Here is a 16,071-nt window from a genome sequence, read left to right as displayed (position 1 = left end):
CAAGGTCATGAGAAGCCGGAACATAGCATTCTCCATTACGATCGCCGCCGCTCTGGCAGCGACTTCAGCAGCCGAAGCGGGGCTGGTCGTGCGTTCGGCGGGCCCATCCTCCTCCGCCTATCCGCCGGGCCGTTCGGTTGGCGATGCGGCGCCGATTGCGCTGAAGCCGGGCGACGTCATCACCGTTCTTGTGTCGAACGCAACCCGCGTGCTGCGCGGCCCCGGTACCTTCACCCTCGGCGGAGGCACGCGCACCGCCGCGGCCGCGTTCAACGCGCGCGGGCGTTTCGGTGCAATGCGCGCCGGCGCAGTCCCGTCGAGCCCGAGCCTGTGGCATGTCGATATTTCTCAAAGCGGAACGATCTGCATCGGACCGGATACGATCGTGAAGCTGTGGCGCCCCGAAAACGATCTGGATGTCACCTTGGCCATAGCCGGGCAGGGCGGCGCCACTCAGAAGGTCGAATGGGCAAGTGGCAAGGACGAACTCGCCTGGCCGACAGCGCTGCCGCTCAGTGACGGCGGCGAGTATCAACTGACCTGGACCGGCAACGACGATCCGACACGATTGAAGATTGCGCGTCTGACGAGCGTTCCCATCGACCCGAACGGCCTTGCCAAAGCATTCATCGACAAGGGTTGTCAGTCCCAACTGGATCTGTTCATCGACAACACGCCCCCGGCCGCCTGAGCATCGCGGTCAGGGGCGGGCGGTGAGCCTGCGCAGCCGCTGCCCGACCGCTTCTATCGGATGCGCGGCTGCCTCGCCTCGGCTCGCCTTGAGGCGAGGATAGCCGGTACCTGCATCGGCGATCAGCTTCTCGACAAATGCGCCGCTGCGAACCTCGGCGAGAATCTTGCGCATCTCGGCCCGGGTTTCGGGCGTGACGATGCGGGTGCCGCCCTCGACCGCCCCGAACTCGGCGGTGCTGGAGATCGCCTCCCGCATCCCGGCAATGCCGCGTGCGTAGATGAGATCAGCTATCAGCTTAACCTCAGTAAGGCACTCGAAATAAGCGATTTCCGGTGAGAACCCTGCCTCCACCAACGTCTCGAAGCCGGCGTGGATCAGCTCCGGGATCGCACCCCATAAAACCGCCTGCTCGTTGAACAGATCGGCCTCGCTCTCCTCGGCGAAGGTGGTCGGCAGGATCCCGACCCGGCCGCTGCCGAGCGCCGCGGCATAGGAGAGTGCGAGATCGCGGGCATTGCCGCTGGCGTCCTGCGCAACTGCGAACAAGGCGACGAGGCCGGAGCCTGCTTCATATTCGGATCGAAGCGCGGTGCCGGGACCTTTCGGCGCAACCAGGAGGATGTCGAGATCCGGTCGTGGCCGGATCAGATCGAAGCGGACAGATAGGCCGTGCGCAAAAACTATTGCGCTGCCGTTGCAGAGCCTTGACTCGATTTCTTCCGAATAGATCCGAGCATGATCTTCGTCGGCCGCGAGCAGCACCAGCAGGTCTGCCCGCTGTGCCGCCTCCGCGGTCGTGGCTGTGGCGAAACCGTCGTTGCCGGCTTGACCACGTCGGGCGGACGTCTCGGGAAGCGCAACGATCACATCGACGCCGCTGTCGCGAAGATTGAGCGCCTGGGCGCGACCTTGATTGCCATAGCCGATCACAGCGACGCGCCGGCGGCGCACAAGATCGAGATCAGCATCCTTGTCGAATAAGATGTCCATGCCTCGCGCTAGGCCTTCCGCCTCAAGCCCGCAACGCCGGTGCGCCGCCTTCGGGGAGCCCAAGCAGCGCTAGTGCCGTGTCAGCGTTGGCATTGGTGAGGGGTTCGGTCCAACGCGGCCAGTCGATCGGGCTCTGGTGCGCGAACCAAGTATACTGGCGCTTGGCATAGTGGCGGGTCGCACGCCGGCCGGCCTCCAGCGCCTGATCTCGCGTCATGTCACCGCGCAGATAGGCCGCGATCTCGCGTACGCCGATTGCACGCATAACCGGCAGCATCGGATCGAAATCTCGAGCGAGAAGTAAGGAAATCTCGTTAAGCCCTTCGTTCGACATCATGTTCTCGAACCGCTGATCACATCGTTCGTAAAGCCAAGCGCGTGGTGGAAGCAGGATCAGCGGGCGCAGCGCCACGGCTGCGGCGATACCGCCCGCGCGCGCTTGCTGCCATTCGCCAAGCGGCTTGCCCGTTGAACGCACCACTTCGAGGGCCCGGGCGACCCGGGTCGTGTCGCTTGGTCCGAGGCGTGCGGCTGCTTCGAAGTCTTCGCTCACCAGCGCCTGGTATGCCGATTCGACCGGGAGCGCCCGCACCGCCTCACGTATCGCCGGGTCAATCGGCGGGATCGGGGCGATGCCTTCGAGGAGGGTGCGAACGTAGAAACCTGTGCCGCCGACCAGCACAGGAATACGAGCCTGCGCGTGCACAGCTTCGATCTCGCGCTTCGCGTCCTCTGCCCAATCGGCCGCGGAGCATGCAATCGCGCCGTCGCGCGTGCCGTAGAGACGATGCGGTGCCAGTGCCTCCTCCTCCGGCAACGGGCGTGCGCTGACGATCCGGAGATCGCGATAGACCTGGGCGCTGTCCGCGTTGACGATCGTGCCCGCCACCCGGTTCGCAAAGCGCAGCGCCAATGCCGACTTGCCGCTGGCGGTCGGCCCCGCAATAAGCGCCACCCTTGGCAGAGCCGAACTGGGCAGAGAGAGAGAAGAGATGTTCATCGCGACGCTGATAGCAGCAGACCGGCTTTCGGGCGGCGATATTTCGAAGAGCGAGGACATGCTGCGCGCAATCGGCGTCGAGCCGATGGGGCGTAGCTGGATCGAACGCGACAAGGCCTGCGACCTCCTCTTCTCCGCCGATCTTCTCCCGGTGCGAAGCGCGCTTGAGGCACATTTTCCCGGTGTCGACATCGTCGTCCAGGGCGAGGCCGGACGACGTAAGAAATTGCTGATCGCCGACATGGATTCCACGATGATCACGGTCGAGTGCATCGACGAACTCGCCGATTATGCGGGCTTAAAGGCCGAAGTTGCGGAGATCACAGAGCGCGCGATGCGCGGCGAGCTCGCCTTCGAGGGCGCGCTCCGTGCCCGCGTCGCGTTGCTGAAGGGCCTCGATACGGCAATGATCGAGCGCTGTCGCAGGGAGCGCGTGCGGCTGACGCCCGGCGCTCGAGCGCTGGTGCGAACGATGCGCCGCGATGGAGCACTTACCATCCTGGTTTCCGGAGGCTTCACGGCCTTCGCCGAACCGGTGGGTGAGGAGATCGGCTTCGAACGGGTCATCGCCAACCGCCTGCTCGGCAGCGACGGACGTCTGGATGGTACGGTCGGAGAGCCGATCGTCGGTGCCGACACGAAGCGCGCCACCTTGCTTGGAGCGTTGGCGGAGCACGGTCTCGACGCTGCCGACGCGCTGGCGGTCGGCGACGGCGCCAACGATATCCCGATGATCGAGGCGGCGGGCCTGGGTGTCGCCTTCCGCGCCAAGCCGGCGGCTGCAGCGGCCGCCGACGCCCGGATCGACCATGGCGATCTCACCGCCTTGCTCTACGCGCAAGGCTATGGCCGTGCCGAATGGGCGGAGTGACGCTGCCACGCCGGCCGTCGATCAAAGCGCGAAGCGAGTTTTAGCCCGCGCCGGCCTTGCCGAGGTAGAAGGACAGCCGGTTGCCGCTCCCGCTGCCGGTGCGCTGGGCACGTATGGCGTCATAGACGACTGCATTTTCGAGCACCCGCTGCACGTAATTGCGCGTCTCCGAATAGGGAATGTCCTCGATCCACCGGACGATGTCGGCACCGGCGCGCGGATCGCCGTTCTGACGGACCCATTTTGCGACGTTACCCGCTCCGGCATTGTAGCTTGCGACCGCCATCGGAACGTTGCCGCCCCATTGGTTGAGCAGGCGCTGAAAATAGCTGGTGCCGAGCATGACATTGTACGCGGGGTCGCTGGTCAGGCGCCCTAGGTCATAGGGCAGGCCGACCTTGCCGGCCTGTTCGCGGGCGGTGCCCGGCATCAATTGCATCATCCCGCGGGCCCCAACATGGCTCATCGCCGCGCGATCGAATGAGCTTTCCTGGCGGGTGATGCCGTGGGCGAGGCTCCACTGGTGTGAATATGCGGCGGGCAGGGTGACTTCCGGGAACGCCGTTGGTGCATAGAAATTGGCGCCGCTGTTGCGCGCCTGGCGCGCGACCCAAACCCCGAGATCGAGGCGGCCGATGGAGCGGCCGAACTCGCCGGCGAGCAAACGATCCTGATCGCTCTCGAGGCTGTCGGCGAGGGCGCGCACGAACAGGGACTGGTCGTTCCAGCGGCCGAGATCGCCAAGCGCCTTGGTCGCCTGGACAAGCGGGCGCGACGCGAATGCGGAGCGATCGGCCGGGGTCGGAAAAATCGTCGGGGCAGCCGGAGGATTTACCCGCCGTCCGAGACGTTCGAGCGCAAGCTGGCCGTAATATTGATCGGGGCTCGCGGCCGCCTGCTGCAGAAGCGAATCGGAGAGTGCCTGCTGCCCGGCGGCGAACGCAGCGCGCGCTCCCCAGTAGAAGCCTTTGGACCGGGTCTGCGGAGACTTGGCCGCCCGCGCATAGAGACCAAATAGTCGCGCCGCATCCGCCGGTCGCGCGAGTTTGTTCAGCGCTGCATTGCCGCCAAGCCAGGCCAGGCTCGTATAGGCGTCGCGTTCGCCATAAGGCCGTGAGCTGACGTCGGTGCCGGAGGGATAGGTGTCGTCGATTCGCGCGGCGATATCGTAGGCCGTCGACCACTGACCGTCGTTGGACGCGGCTTTGGCATTGGTCAGCAACGTCTCGAGCCAGGTCTCTGGGTTTGCCGGGCGGGTGGTGATCCGCGCCGTCGCGAGAAGCTGGCGTGCGGCAACGCTCTGGCCGCTGCTGCGCAGATAATTGGCGCGATCCTGGATCAGGCCGGCATGGCCTTCGTAGCCGCTGAGCATCGACACCCGGCTGAACGCGTCGGGCGCGCGGCTTTGCAGCGCGAGCCGCGCTTCGAACATTGGCCGCTGCATCGCAGAGGCATAGCCAAGTGCGCGGCGCGCGCTCTGGAGCGAGCCGTCCGCGAGCAGTCGATCGACCCGAGCATCATGGTCCTGCGGGGTCAGCGCCGCTCCGAACAGGCTGAGAATGCGGAATTCGTCGGCGTCGGAGAGCGCACCGCCGGTCCAGGCCGTCCGTGCCGCCTGGCGCGCCGCGTCGGGCTGCCCCGAGTTGAGCAGGCCGAAGGCAAGCTTGGCCTGGCCGGTATTGCTGACAGGCGGCAGCAGACGGAAATAATTCAGCACCTCGCTCGCCGGCGTGGCGTCGGTGATCGCCTTCTCGGCCGAACGGCGCATCGCCGCTTCGCCCGGCCATCCGCGATAGGAAGCAAGGAAGGACGCGTAGGAGGAGAAAGGAAGATTGTCGCTCTGGCGCAGGGCGTTCCAGCGCGAAAGCCCGCTGTCGATCCCGGCCGGCACATAGGGTCGCGGCGGCGAGGCCGGCGGCAGGGCAGGCTGCATCGCCGGTGGAGTCGAAACCGTCTGAAGCGAGACGGGCAGGACCCGCATCGGCTTCATCTGCGGAACGCCGGTCGCGACCGCTGCGATCGAGGCTGCGGAAACCCCAAGAAGACCGCTCAACACCAACTTTTTCTGCATGCTGGACAGAATGCCACCCCGCTCCTTATCAGGCCCTGAACGGCCACCCGCATTTCTCATCCTATACGCAACGCCGTCTCGTTGAAGGAGACTTTCCATGTTTCGCGGGTCGATCCCGGCTCTGGTGACGCCTTTCCGCGACGAAGCGTTTGCCGAAGATTGCTATCGCGACTTCGTCGAGTGGCAAATTGCCGAAGGGAGTCATGGGCTTGTGCCCGTCGGCACCACCGGCGAATCGGCCACCCTGATTGCCGAAGATCATTATCGCGTGATCGAGGTCTGCGTCGATCAGGTAAAAGGCCGAGTTCCGGTGATCGCCGGGTGCGGATCGAACAGCACGCAAAGCGCGATCCAGAACATGCAGGCGGCGCAAGAGCGCGGCGCAGACGCCGCCTTGATCGTGCTGCCTTATTATAACCGCCCGAACCAGGACGGCCTGATCCGCCACTTCGAGATGCTGGTCGAGGCCTGCGATCTGCCGATCGTCGTCTATAACGTGCCGGGCCGGACGGTGACCGACATCAATGTCGAGACGCTTGCGCGGATCGCGCGGCTGCCGAACGTCGTCGGCATCAAGGATGCGAGTGGGCAGCTCGCCCGGGTTTCGGCGCAGCGGCTTGCCTGCGGCGTGGATTTCGTCCAGCTTTCCGGCAATGACGACATGACGCTGGGCTTCATGGCAATGGGCGGCGTCGGCTCGATTTCGGTGACCGCCAACGTCGCGCCGCGGCTTTGTGCGGACTTTCACGAAGCATGCCTGAACGGCGACTGGGACGGAGCACTCAGGCTTCAGGATCGGCTTTATCCGTTGCATGCCGCCCTGTTTTCCGACGCATCGCCTGGACCTGCCAAATATGCGTTGTCGCGGGTTTTCCCCGATTTCCCACTCGATGTCCGCCTGCCGATGACGCCGCCATCCGACGCGAGCCGCCGTGCGGTCGACGCCGCGCTCGATCATGCGGGCATCGCCGTTGCGGGGAACCGGGCATGATCTTCGATGCTTGCCGCTTGGGCGCGCCCACTTTCGATCCTATCTGGTAGCCATGGTCCGTCCCCGTCCCGCAACGTTCGACAAGAAGAAGGTCGTCGCCGAGAATCGGCGCGCACGCTTCGATTATGCCATCGACACCACCTATGAAGCCGGCATCGCGCTCACCGGCACAGAAGTGAAATCGCTGCGGTTCGGCGAAGGATCGATCGCGGAGAGCTATGCAGAGGTGAAGGACGGCCAGGTCTGGCTGGTCAACGCCAACGTGCCCGAGTTCAGCCACGGCAACCGTTTCAACCACGAGCCCAAACGGCCTCGGAAACTTCTGCTGCACGAGCGCGAAATCTCGAAGCTTCACGGTGCGGTCGCGCGCGACGGCATGACGCTGGTGCCGTTGTCGATCTACTTCAACAGCCGCGGGCGCGCGAAGGTAGAACTTGCGCTGGCCAAGGGGCGCAAGGCGCCGGACAAACGCGAATATCAGAAGGAGAAGGACTGGAAGCGGGAGCAGGGGAGGCTGATGCGACAGCATGGCTGAGCCGTCGCGCTTCGCCCGCTGGGTCTCGGAGAACATGCCACGGCGCGAGGATCTCGCCGAGAGCCGCTGGATCAAGCCGTTTGGGCAGCGAGTGCTGCACAGCGAATTCTGGCGCTTCACCCGGCGCTCGGTCCCGCGTGGTGTCGCGGTCGGTCTGCTCGTTGGCATCTTCCTCATGATTCCCGGTCTGCAGATCGTCGGCGCCGCCCTGATGTGCGTGCCGGTGCGCGGAAATATCCCGCTCGCGGCGCTGATGACCTTCTTGTCCAACCCGTTGACGACTCCTTTTTTCCTGATCGCGGCGATCTTCGTCGGCAACGCGCTCGGCTTCCATGCCGACACCGGCACCTTCTGGGCCTTGTACGAGAGCCGTGCCGGCGTCGGCGCCTGGGTGCGCTGGCTACTTTCCGACGCGGCGCCGTCGTTGATCACCGGCCTGTTCATCATCGCGACGGCGAGCGCTCTGATCGGCTACCTTCTTTCGATCGGCATCTGGCGCTGGTGGCAGGTGCGCAAATGGCAGCGCCGCGCCCGCCGCTTCATGCCGGAGATTTGATCGCAGCCTCGCCGCTGCTATCCCGACATCATGGCTTCATCCCGTCCAGCCCGCTCCGGCGCCCTTCTTTCGACGCTCCTGATCCTGCTTGGCGCAGCCGCGTCCGCCGCCGTTCTGCTATGGGCGATCGGCGATCCGGTGTTCGCCGCGATCTTCTTTGCCGGTGTGCTCGCGCTCGCCGCGCCGTTGTTGCTGCTTGGCGGTGGCCGCCGCCGAAATGCGTCGGCGGCGAGCGATGTCGCGCCGACCACTGATCTATCGTTGCTGCGCGCCGCCCTTGATTGTTCGGAAGCCGCCGCGGCCGTTACCGATGCCCATGGGCAGATCCTTGCAGCCAATGAGGTCTGGCAGGAATGGTTCGGAGCGCGGGGCCCGCTCGATCTGCCGCTCGGCACCGACATGGGCGCCCTTCTGGTCGCCGCACGCCGAGATGGCCGCGCCGGCGAGACTGGCCTGCAGGCCGGCGAGATCCAGCTGTCGGCGTCGCTTCGGGTTGCCGGTCTCGACGACGGACATGTCGTGTGGACGCTCGACCGGCCGGTGGCGAACGACCTCGCGGCCGAGGCGGAAAGGCTCGTCAGTGGCGAGACGGGCGACCGGCTCGGCCTCGCCGGCGTGATGAGCCTGGTCGCCGATCCGGACGGTAATCTGCTCGCTGCGAGCCGTGCATTCCTGCTGCGCGCCACGGCCGACGGTCATGCCGGGCTCGGCACCCCGCTTGTCGATCTGCTCACCGTCAGTCCCGAAGGCGCGTTGCTGTTCGCTCGCGACGGCAAGAACGGCACGCCGCTGCGCATCGTCCAGGTGCCCCTGACCGATTCCGCCGAGACGGGCCCCAGCCTTTTCCTGCTGCTCGAAGACGCCGGCGAGTTCGGCCGCGAGGGCGGCGCCAACATCAATGCCTTGCTCGAGATCCTGCCGCTCGGCCTTGCGCTTGCCGATCGCGACGGCCGCTTCATCTATCTGAACTCCGCCTTTCGGCGCGGCGCAGGGCTCGACCGCGACGTCGAGCCGACCTGGCCTGGCGACCTCGTCGTCGACGAGGACAAGGCCGCAGTGTCGGACTCGGTGCGGCGTTTCGCGCGCGGACCTTCGATGTCGGGCGACATTGCGGTGCGGCTGCGCTCGAAGCCCGAAGAGCCGGTGGCGATGACGGTTGCAGGCGCGCGCGGCCTCGGCGACGCCGCCGTTCTGCTGTCGCTCAAGGACAATACCGAGGAAGACCGGCTGAAGCGCCAGGTTGCGCAGGCTACCAAGATGCAGGCGGTGGGCCAGCTCGCAGGCGGAGTCGCGCACGACTTCAACAACATTCTGACCGCGATCATCGGGCATTGCGACCTGATGCTGATGCGCCACACACCGGGCGACAGCGATTATGACGACATCCAGCAGATCCGATCCAATTCCAACCGCGCGGCCGGCCTGACCCGGCAACTGCTCGCATTCTCGCGCCAGCAGACGCTCCGGCCGCAGGTGCTGCAGCTTCCCGATGTCATCGCCGAGGTGTCGAACCTGCTGAAGCGGCTGCTCGGCGAGAAGGTGAGCCTGCAGGTCAAGCACGGCCGTGCGCTGGGCGCGGTTCGCGCTGATCCCGGCCAACTTGAACAGGTGATCGTCAATCTTGCGGTCAACGCCCGCGATGCCATGCCGGAGGGCGGCGCGCTCACCATCCAGACCTATTCGGTTTCCGCCGACGACGTCCGACGGATGGGCAGCGAGATTTTGCCGATCGCCGAATATACCGCCTTGCGGGTCACCGATACCGGCAGCGGTATTCCGGCGAACGTGCTGCCCAAGATATTCGAGCCATTCTTCACCACCAAGGAAGTCGGCAAGGGCACGGGTCTCGGTCTCTCCACCGTCTACGGCATCGTCAAGCAATCCGGCGGCTTCATCTTCGCCGAGTCGCAGCCGGGGCAGGGCACCAGCTTCGTCATCTACCTGCCGGTCAATCGCAGCGAAACGCCGGCCTCGACGCGCAAGGTCAAGGAGACGACCGGCGAATTGTGGGGCAGCGGCACCATTCTGCTGGTCGAGGACGAGGCGACCGTCCGTGCCGTCGCTGAGCGCGCGCTGACCCGCCACGGCTACACCGTCCTGCTGGCCGAGAACGGCGAGGCTGCGATCGAGATTCTGGAACGCGAGCCGAAGATCGATCTGATGATTTCCGACGTCGTCATGCCGACCATGGACGGTCCGACCACCGCCCGGATCGCGCGACAGATGAATCCGGATCTCCCGATCCTGTTCATCTCCGGTTACGCGGAGGAGCAACTGCGCCAGTCGATCGACCTCGAGCGGGTCTCGTTCCTCGCCAAGCCCTTTTCGGTGCAGAAGCTCGCCGAGTCCGCGCGCGATGCGCTTGCCGCGAAATAATTGTTTCGCAACGGTTCCGGAGCCTTTAAGCGAGCTTCCGTGACTATCGCCCGTTCCGTACTCATCGTCGAAGATGAATCGCTTATCGCCATGATGCTCGAGGATTTCCTCGATTCCATGGGCCACCAGATCGCCGGCACCTGCGAAAGCGTGCCGGAGGCCATGGCCCGCGTGGGAGAAGGCGGCTTCGATGTCGCCATTCTCGACGTGAACCTGAAGGGCGAGCGCATCTGGCCGGTTGCCGACCGACTGCGCGAGATGGGCATTCCCTACATCCTCGCGACCGGCGGCCATATCGAGCCGCCCCCGGCTGCCCATGCGCAGGCACCGGTATTGTCGAAGCCGTTTACGATCGACGCGATCGAGCCCGCCCTCGACGAGGCGTTCGCGGGGTGACCCGCCACTCCCTGCGAGTGTAGGGGAGATCTTCAGAGCAGGGGACGCGCGCGTTGATGTGGAAACTGCTCCTCATCCCTGTCTTCTTATACGCCATCATCCTCGCTTTTCTTTTTGCCTTTCAGGATCGCCTGCTGTTTCCGACGAAGATGATCGGCGCCGCCACGGCGCCGACGGGCGCCGCCGCGCTATCGCTGCAGACGCCGGGCGGCGAGACTCTGCACGGCTACCATATCCCGCCCACGGGCGGATCGGTCGCGCCGGACGCGCCGGTGCTGATCGGCTTCGGAGGCAATGGCTGGAACGCCGCAACGGCGGCGGAGTATCTCCACGATCTTTACCCGGATCACCACGTGGTCGTCTTTCACTATCGCGGCTACGCCCCGAGCACCGGCCGCGCGGGGGCGGCCGCGCTCACCGAAGATTCGTTGCTCGTTCATGATTCCGTCGCGCGGCGTTTCCCGGGCCGCCGGATCGTCGCAGTCGGTTTCAGCATCGGCACCGGAGTCGCGGCCTATCTTGGCAGCCGACGCGAGCTTGCCGGGCTGATCCTGGTGACACCGTTCGACTCGCTGGAGGCGGTGGCTGCGGGTCACTATCCGTGGGTCCCTGTCCGCCTGCTGTTCCGCCATCCGACGCCCTCGGCCCAATGGCTGCGCGGGCGGGGCTTGCCGGTGGCGATCCTTGCCGGCGAGGACGACACGCTCGTGCGGCGGGAGCGCACCGATGTTCTGCGCACGGCGGTGCCCAACCTCGTTTTCGACCGGACGATCGCCGGGGCGGGACATAACGACATCTATCACCGCTCCGACTTCCAGGCTGCGATGGCTGCAGCACTGACGGCGCTCGAAAGAGGATAGAGCGTTCCCCTCTTGTTCCTGTGGAACATCGATGGTACAGAGCACTCACGCGTTGAATGGGCGGCGCGGCTCGCATAGGAGTGGTCGGGCCATGGTGGCATCTCTCAAGGTCGTTGGAACATCTGACAATATGGACAAGCAAAAAGCCCTCGACGCCGCCCTGGCGCAGATCGACCGCGCCTTCGGCAAGGGCAGCGCGATGCGGCTCGGCTCGCGCGAGGCGATTGCGATCGAGGCGATCTCGACCGGGTCGCTCGGCCTCGACATTGCGTTAGGCATTGGCGGTCTGCCGCGCGGCCGCGTCATCGAGGTTTATGGGCCGGAAAGCTCGGGCAAGACCACGCTTGCTCTCCACGTCATCGCCGAGGCGCAGCGCAACGGCGGCACCGCCGCCTTCGTCGACGCCGAGCATGCGCTCGATCCCGTCTATGCCAAGAAACTGGGCGTGGACGTCGACAATCTGATCGTCTCGCAGCCGGATACGGGCGAACAGGCGCTCGAGATCACCGACACTCTGGTTCGCTCCAATGCGATCGATGTGCTGGTGGTCGACTCGGTCGCCGCTCTGGTGCCGCGTGCCGAAATTGAAGGCGAGATGGGCGACAGCCACGTCGGCCTTCAGGCGCGTCTGATGAGTCAGTCGCTCCGCAAGCTCACCGGCTCGATCTCCAAGTCGAAGTGCATCGTCATCTTCATCAACCAGCTGCGCATGAAGATCGGCGTGATGTACGGCAATCCGGAGACGACGACAGGCGGCAACGCGCTCAAATTCTATGCGTCCGTCCGCCTCGACATCCGTCGCACGGGCCAGATCAAGGATCGCGACGACATCGTCGGCAACACCACCCGCGTGAAGGTCGTCAAGAACAAGGTCGCGCCGCCGTTCAAGCAGGTCGAATTCGACATCATGTACGGCGAGGGCATCTCAAAGATCGGCGAAATTCTCGATCTCGGGGTCAAGGCCGGCATCGTCGAGAAATCCGGCGCCTGGTTCAGCTACGACTCGGTCCGCATCGGCCAGGGCCGCGAGAACGCCAAGAATTATCTTCGTGAAAATCCGGAGATGGCCGAGCGCCTCGAGCGCGCGATCCGCGGCAAGACCGAGGAAGTCGCCGATGCGCTGATGGTGGGACCAAGCGAAGAGGATGACGTCTGATCCGCGATCTGCTGGGACAGTGTCATTCTGACGCCTTGTCTCGGTCGACGCGTTTATCGGAGCGTCTCTAGCGTGCTGGAGACGAAGAGGGCGGCAGGGCGGATGCCTTGCCGCCCTTCTTCACGTCTGCGCTTCTGGCGATCGAGGGGGGAGGGACGGCGGCTTCTCTCCTCGAAACGGAAATGTCTCAGATCACAATCAGGAAAATGGCTCCTGTGATCACAAGCAGAACGAGCATGCATCCGGCGCCGACGCCCTTTGCGATGCGATGGTCGACAGGAGAGTAAAAGTCGGTCCAGTCAATCAAAACTACACTGCCTCAACACATTGCCCTCCACTCTGCAAGGTGCGTCTAAGCCGCAGAGGGGAACGTCGTGGCTACAGACGATAATGGTTGTTGGCACAAGCGGGTCGCCTGAGCGCGGGCGGGCTGTGCCATATTCGAACGGTGTCGCGGCGCGAGCCCCATGGCGTGAGCAATGTCGGGAGTCGACGGGCCGCTACCGAGGCGGTGGAATGGGCAGCTCCGACGGAAGCTCGGCGCCGCTTCGTCGCTATGATTATTACGGAAGCCGTCTGCAATCCCCCGTTAACCAACTGCGCGCACTATTGCCTCTCGAGAGCCGGAGCGCCGTTGCCGAGGCTGATGCGGAGTGAAGACATGGCCGTCGATCCGACCGGACGATTTCGCCTGACCGTCGTGGCGATCATGGGTCTCGGCTGCACGATCAGCCTGTTGAGCGGCAGCTTCCTGGCATTCGGTGGCTGATCCAAGCCCTGGGCGGCACGGCTTCGGCAACGTTGCAAACAAGGCGCCCGCGTCCTCGACCGACATCTGCCGCCCGCGGGTGATAGGTTCCTCGCGATCCTCGGGCGGGGAGCCGCACGTGCGTTGCCGTCAGCGCCTACTTGAAGTCGCGGCCGCATCCGGGGATTAGCCGGGTACGAATCGGCCAGCCCGGCCGCTCGGCACAGGATGATTCGTTCATGCCCTCCGGTCTGGTCGCGTTGCTTGACGACGTCGCAGGAATCACCAAGCTTGCCGCGGCTTCGCTCGACGATGTCGGTGCGGCCGCCGGAAAGGCGGGCAGCAAGGCGATCGGCGTGGTCGTCGATGATACCGCGGTAACGCCGCGCTACGTCGTTGGGCTGTCGCCCGATCGCGAGCTGCCGATCATCGCGAAGATCGCATTCGGCTCGCTCCGCAACAAGTTGCTGATCCTACTGCCGGCCGCACTTCTGCTCAGCGCCTTCGCGCCATGGGCGATCACGCCGCTGCTGATGCTTGGCGGCGCCTATCTCTGCTTCGAAGGTGCGGAGAAGGTAATCGAGGTTTTCAGTGGTGCGGCGCATGACGAGGTGAAAGAGGCGCCGACAGATGCCGCCGCGCTCGAACAGGAGAAGGTCGGCGGCGCGATCCGGACCGACCTCATTCTCTCCGCCGAGATCATGGCGATCGCATTGGCCGACGTCTCCGCGTCACCGATCGTCAATCAGGCAATCGTGCTGGCGGTCGTCGGAATCGGCATCACCATCGGCGTTTATGGAGTCGTCGGTCTCATCGTGAAGATGGACGATATCGGGCTTCATCTCGCCGAGCGTCGCGCGGCGTCCGTGCGAGCGATCGGCCGCGGGCTTGTCAAAGGCATGCCGGTGCTGATGCAGGCGCTTTCGGTGATCGGCACCGCAGCGATGATTTGGGTCGGCGGCGGTATCCTGATCCATGGCCTGGAGGTGCTTGGCCTGCATGCGCCGGCCGAGATTGTCCACCATGCCGCCGAAGCGGTCCAGCATGCCACCGGCGGGCTCGGCCCGATTGCAGGGTGGCTGGTCACCGCCGCCGCCTCCGGCCTGTTCGGCCTGGTGCTCGGCGCCCTGATTGCCTGGGTCGTCCACAAGATCCGGCATTGACCGGCACCCGGGCGGCAGCGACCGCTCTCGTTCATCCTCTGTGCAGTGCATGCTAGGCAGATTTGTCCGATCGCGCCGGTGGCGCGCGCGCACATCCGACGCGGACTAGGGAAGGGTGCCGATTGCTGATCCCTGGCTGACGCAATAGGCGTGACCTGAATGCCTTACGCGTCCCTCGATCCCAGTGCCCATCGCAGGCGAGCGGCATCCATGCTGCTGGTCGTCATCCTGCACGTTCTGCTTTTGCTGCTGCTATGGAAGCTGGCGCCGTCGCCGATGCGGATCCTGGACCCAAAGCGCGGCGCGATCGAAGTGCGGCTGCTGCCCAACGAACCGACTCCGTCCCCCAATCCTCAGCCACGGGAAAAGCCCACACCGGAACCTGCGGCCGGAGCGCAGCAGCCGCCCGCGCCGGTGCCGCCGCGAGCGCCGGCACCCGCACCGTCCAGCCCGCCGCCGGTGCCCAAGGGCTATTCGTTCAAGCTGATGGAGGGAATGGAGAAGTTCGATCTTTCCCAGCTTCCGCGTGGAACACCCTCGGCGGGCACCGACCTTGCCGCCGGAGCGAGCGGCGCGCCGTCCGAGCTGGAAGGCGGCAAGATACCCGGGCGCGAGCGGCTGTTTCCGGCCCAGTGGCAGAGGAAGCCCACCCGTGCGGAGCTTTCTGCCTACCTTCCCAGGGGGCTGCGGGCGGCGACGGGCTGGGGGATGATCGCTTGCCGCACGATCGAGAATTACCGTGTGGACGATTGCGAGGAGCTCGAACAATCGCCCGCCGGATCTGGCCTGGCCGGTGCCGTCCGTCAGGCGGCGTGGCAGTTTCGCGTGATGCCGCCCCGCGTCGGCGGCCGACCGCTGGTTGGTGCTTGGGTTCGAATCCGCATCGATTACACGCAAGGCGTCCCCGAATGATGGCCACGTGCTCGGCGTTGGGCCTGACGATCGCCGCCGCGGCGCTCAGGGCGCCGGAGGGGCGGGCAGCCCGGTCACCTGGATGTGGACAGCCTGCCAGCGGCCCCTGATCCTCTTGAACGTGTCGGCAAAGCGGAAACGGCTCGTGAAGCGGACTCCGTCGGAGATGCCGCCGAGCGTGGTCTCGGCGGTGACGATCCCCGAATCCGCACCGAGCGGCACGACGATCCTGTCGATGAGAACGACCGGATCATAATGGACGCGCGGCCGCGTCCAGCCCTCAATGAAAGCCTCCTTGCCGCTCCGCGCGCCGCTGCGATCGATGAAGATCAGATCGTCGGCGATCATGTCTTCCAAGGCGGCGCGGTCCTTGGCAAGTTGTGCGCGGTCGAAGCGATCAGCAAAAGCGACGAGGTCGGCGCGCCATTTTGCCGCATCATCTTGTGCCGGGGCGGATGTGGCAGGACCCGGAATGGAGCTCCAGATTGCCACGATGATCGCGATGCCGGCCAGGCCTTTCATCCGCGTTTCCTTCCGCCAAAAGTAGAATGCAGCTTACGCAGCAGGAGCGTTCTGGCGACCGCCCGACACAGGACTTCCCCTTAGGAGCATTGCGTTTTCAACGCTGTTTGCCTACATAGGCGGTGCTAACGTCGCCTGCGACGGAATTTGTCGGCTCGAGTGAGGAGCCCCGCTTTCCTTTCACGCTTCTGGCTCCGCTGCGCGGATGGCGCGCGGACATTCTCTGCGAA

Annotated in this window: 15 protein-coding genes; 11 read left to right on the top strand and 4 right to left on the bottom strand. The window is 65.1% G+C overall.

What is annotated here, in order from left to right; genetic code table 11:
* Positions 1-7: 7 nt before the first annotated feature.
* Positions 8-691 carry a hypothetical protein gene (locus tag C7I55_RS23110; protein ID WP_106515394.1) on the top strand — a complete coding sequence of 228 codons (684 nt, stop codon included), beginning with the start codon at positions 8-10 and terminating at the stop codon, positions 689-691.
* Positions 692-700: 9 nt separating this feature from the next.
* Here the strand turns inward: C7I55_RS23110 and ilvC are convergent, their stop codons facing one another.
* Complete coding sequence (gene ilvC / locus C7I55_RS23105) at positions 701-1,684, bottom strand: ketol-acid reductoisomerase (protein WP_106515393.1); 984 nt, start codon at positions 1,682-1,684, stop codon at positions 701-703.
* A gap of 22 nt (positions 1,685-1,706) precedes the next feature.
* On the bottom strand, positions 1,707-2,684 hold the full coding sequence (gene miaA / locus C7I55_RS23100) for a tRNA (adenosine(37)-N6)-dimethylallyltransferase MiaA (RefSeq protein ID WP_106515392.1): 978 nt from the start codon (positions 2,682-2,684) through the stop codon (positions 1,707-1,709).
* Between miaA and serB the strand changes: the two genes are divergently transcribed.
* On the top strand, positions 2,677-3,555 hold the full coding sequence (serB, locus tag C7I55_RS23095) for a phosphoserine phosphatase SerB (RefSeq protein ID WP_106515391.1): 879 nt from the start codon (positions 2,677-2,679) through the stop codon (positions 3,553-3,555). The genes miaA and serB overlap by 8 nt on opposite strands.
* 40 nt (positions 3,556-3,595) lie before the next feature.
* Here serB and C7I55_RS23090 read toward each other — a convergent pair whose 3' ends face one another.
* A complete protein-coding gene (locus tag C7I55_RS23090; RefSeq protein WP_233222368.1) occupies positions 3,596-5,611 on the bottom strand; it encodes a lytic transglycosylase domain-containing protein in 2,016 nt (671 codons plus the stop codon).
* Positions 5,612-5,723: 112 nt separating this feature from the next.
* Here C7I55_RS23090 and dapA point away from each other — a divergent pair, with 112 nt between their 5' ends.
* The 9 genes from dapA to C7I55_RS23045 all read left to right on the top strand — a co-directional run bounded on the left by dapA (position 5,724) and on the right by C7I55_RS23045 (position 15,319).
* Positions 5,724-6,617, top strand: coding sequence for a 4-hydroxy-tetrahydrodipicolinate synthase (dapA, locus tag C7I55_RS23085; RefSeq protein ID WP_106515390.1), 894 nt, complete (start codon positions 5,724-5,726; stop codon positions 6,615-6,617).
* 52 nt (positions 6,618-6,669) lie between these two features.
* On the top strand, positions 6,670-7,152 hold the full coding sequence (gene smpB / locus C7I55_RS23080; RefSeq protein ID WP_106515389.1) for an SsrA-binding protein SmpB: 483 nt from the start codon (positions 6,670-6,672) through the stop codon (positions 7,150-7,152).
* Entirely contained in the window at positions 7,145-7,708 is a 564-nt protein-coding gene (locus C7I55_RS23075; RefSeq protein WP_199193026.1) for a DUF2062 domain-containing protein, read from the top strand. Before smpB ends, C7I55_RS23075 begins: the two co-directional genes overlap by 8 nt.
* A 30-nt stretch (positions 7,709-7,738) precedes the next feature.
* Positions 7,739-10,084: a hybrid sensor histidine kinase/response regulator gene (locus tag C7I55_RS23070; protein ID WP_106515388.1), complete on the top strand. Its 2,346-nt coding sequence runs from the start codon at positions 7,739-7,741 to the stop codon at positions 10,082-10,084.
* A gap of 39 nt (positions 10,085-10,123) precedes the next feature.
* Positions 10,124-10,480 carry a response regulator gene (locus tag C7I55_RS23065; RefSeq protein WP_106515387.1) on the top strand — a complete coding sequence of 119 codons (357 nt, stop codon included), beginning with the start codon at positions 10,124-10,126 and terminating at the stop codon, positions 10,478-10,480.
* 53 nt (positions 10,481-10,533) lie between these two features.
* On the top strand, positions 10,534-11,340 hold the full coding sequence (locus tag C7I55_RS23060; RefSeq protein WP_233222367.1) for an alpha/beta hydrolase: 807 nt from the start codon (positions 10,534-10,536) through the stop codon (positions 11,338-11,340).
* 91 nt (positions 11,341-11,431) lie between these two features.
* The gene (recA, locus tag C7I55_RS23055) at positions 11,432-12,496 is read left to right on the top strand and encodes a recombinase RecA (RefSeq protein WP_106515385.1); all 1,065 of its coding nucleotides are present in this window, start codon (positions 11,432-11,434) and stop codon (positions 12,494-12,496) included.
* Positions 12,497-13,483: 987 nt separating this feature from the next.
* Positions 13,484-14,407, top strand: coding sequence for a DUF808 domain-containing protein (locus tag C7I55_RS23050; RefSeq protein WP_106515384.1), 924 nt, complete (start codon positions 13,484-13,486; stop codon positions 14,405-14,407).
* A gap of 159 nt (positions 14,408-14,566) precedes the next feature.
* A complete protein-coding gene (locus C7I55_RS23045; RefSeq protein ID WP_158266551.1) occupies positions 14,567-15,319 on the top strand; it encodes a hypothetical protein in 753 nt (250 codons plus the stop codon).
* A gap of 45 nt (positions 15,320-15,364) precedes the next feature.
* Here the strand turns inward: C7I55_RS23045 and C7I55_RS23040 are convergent, their stop codons facing one another.
* Positions 15,365-15,841 (bottom strand): nuclear transport factor 2 family protein, encoded by a 477-nt coding sequence (locus C7I55_RS23040; RefSeq protein WP_106515382.1) that lies wholly within the window; start codon positions 15,839-15,841, stop codon positions 15,365-15,367.
* Between the last annotated feature and the right edge of the window lie 230 nt (positions 15,842-16,071).

It is taken from the genome of Allosphingosinicella deserti, assembly GCF_003012735.1.
In the GTDB taxonomy this organism is placed as follows: Bacteria; Pseudomonadota; Alphaproteobacteria; order Sphingomonadales; family Sphingomonadaceae; genus Allosphingosinicella; species Allosphingosinicella deserti.
This window is presented reverse-complemented; position numbering and strand designations above follow the sequence as displayed.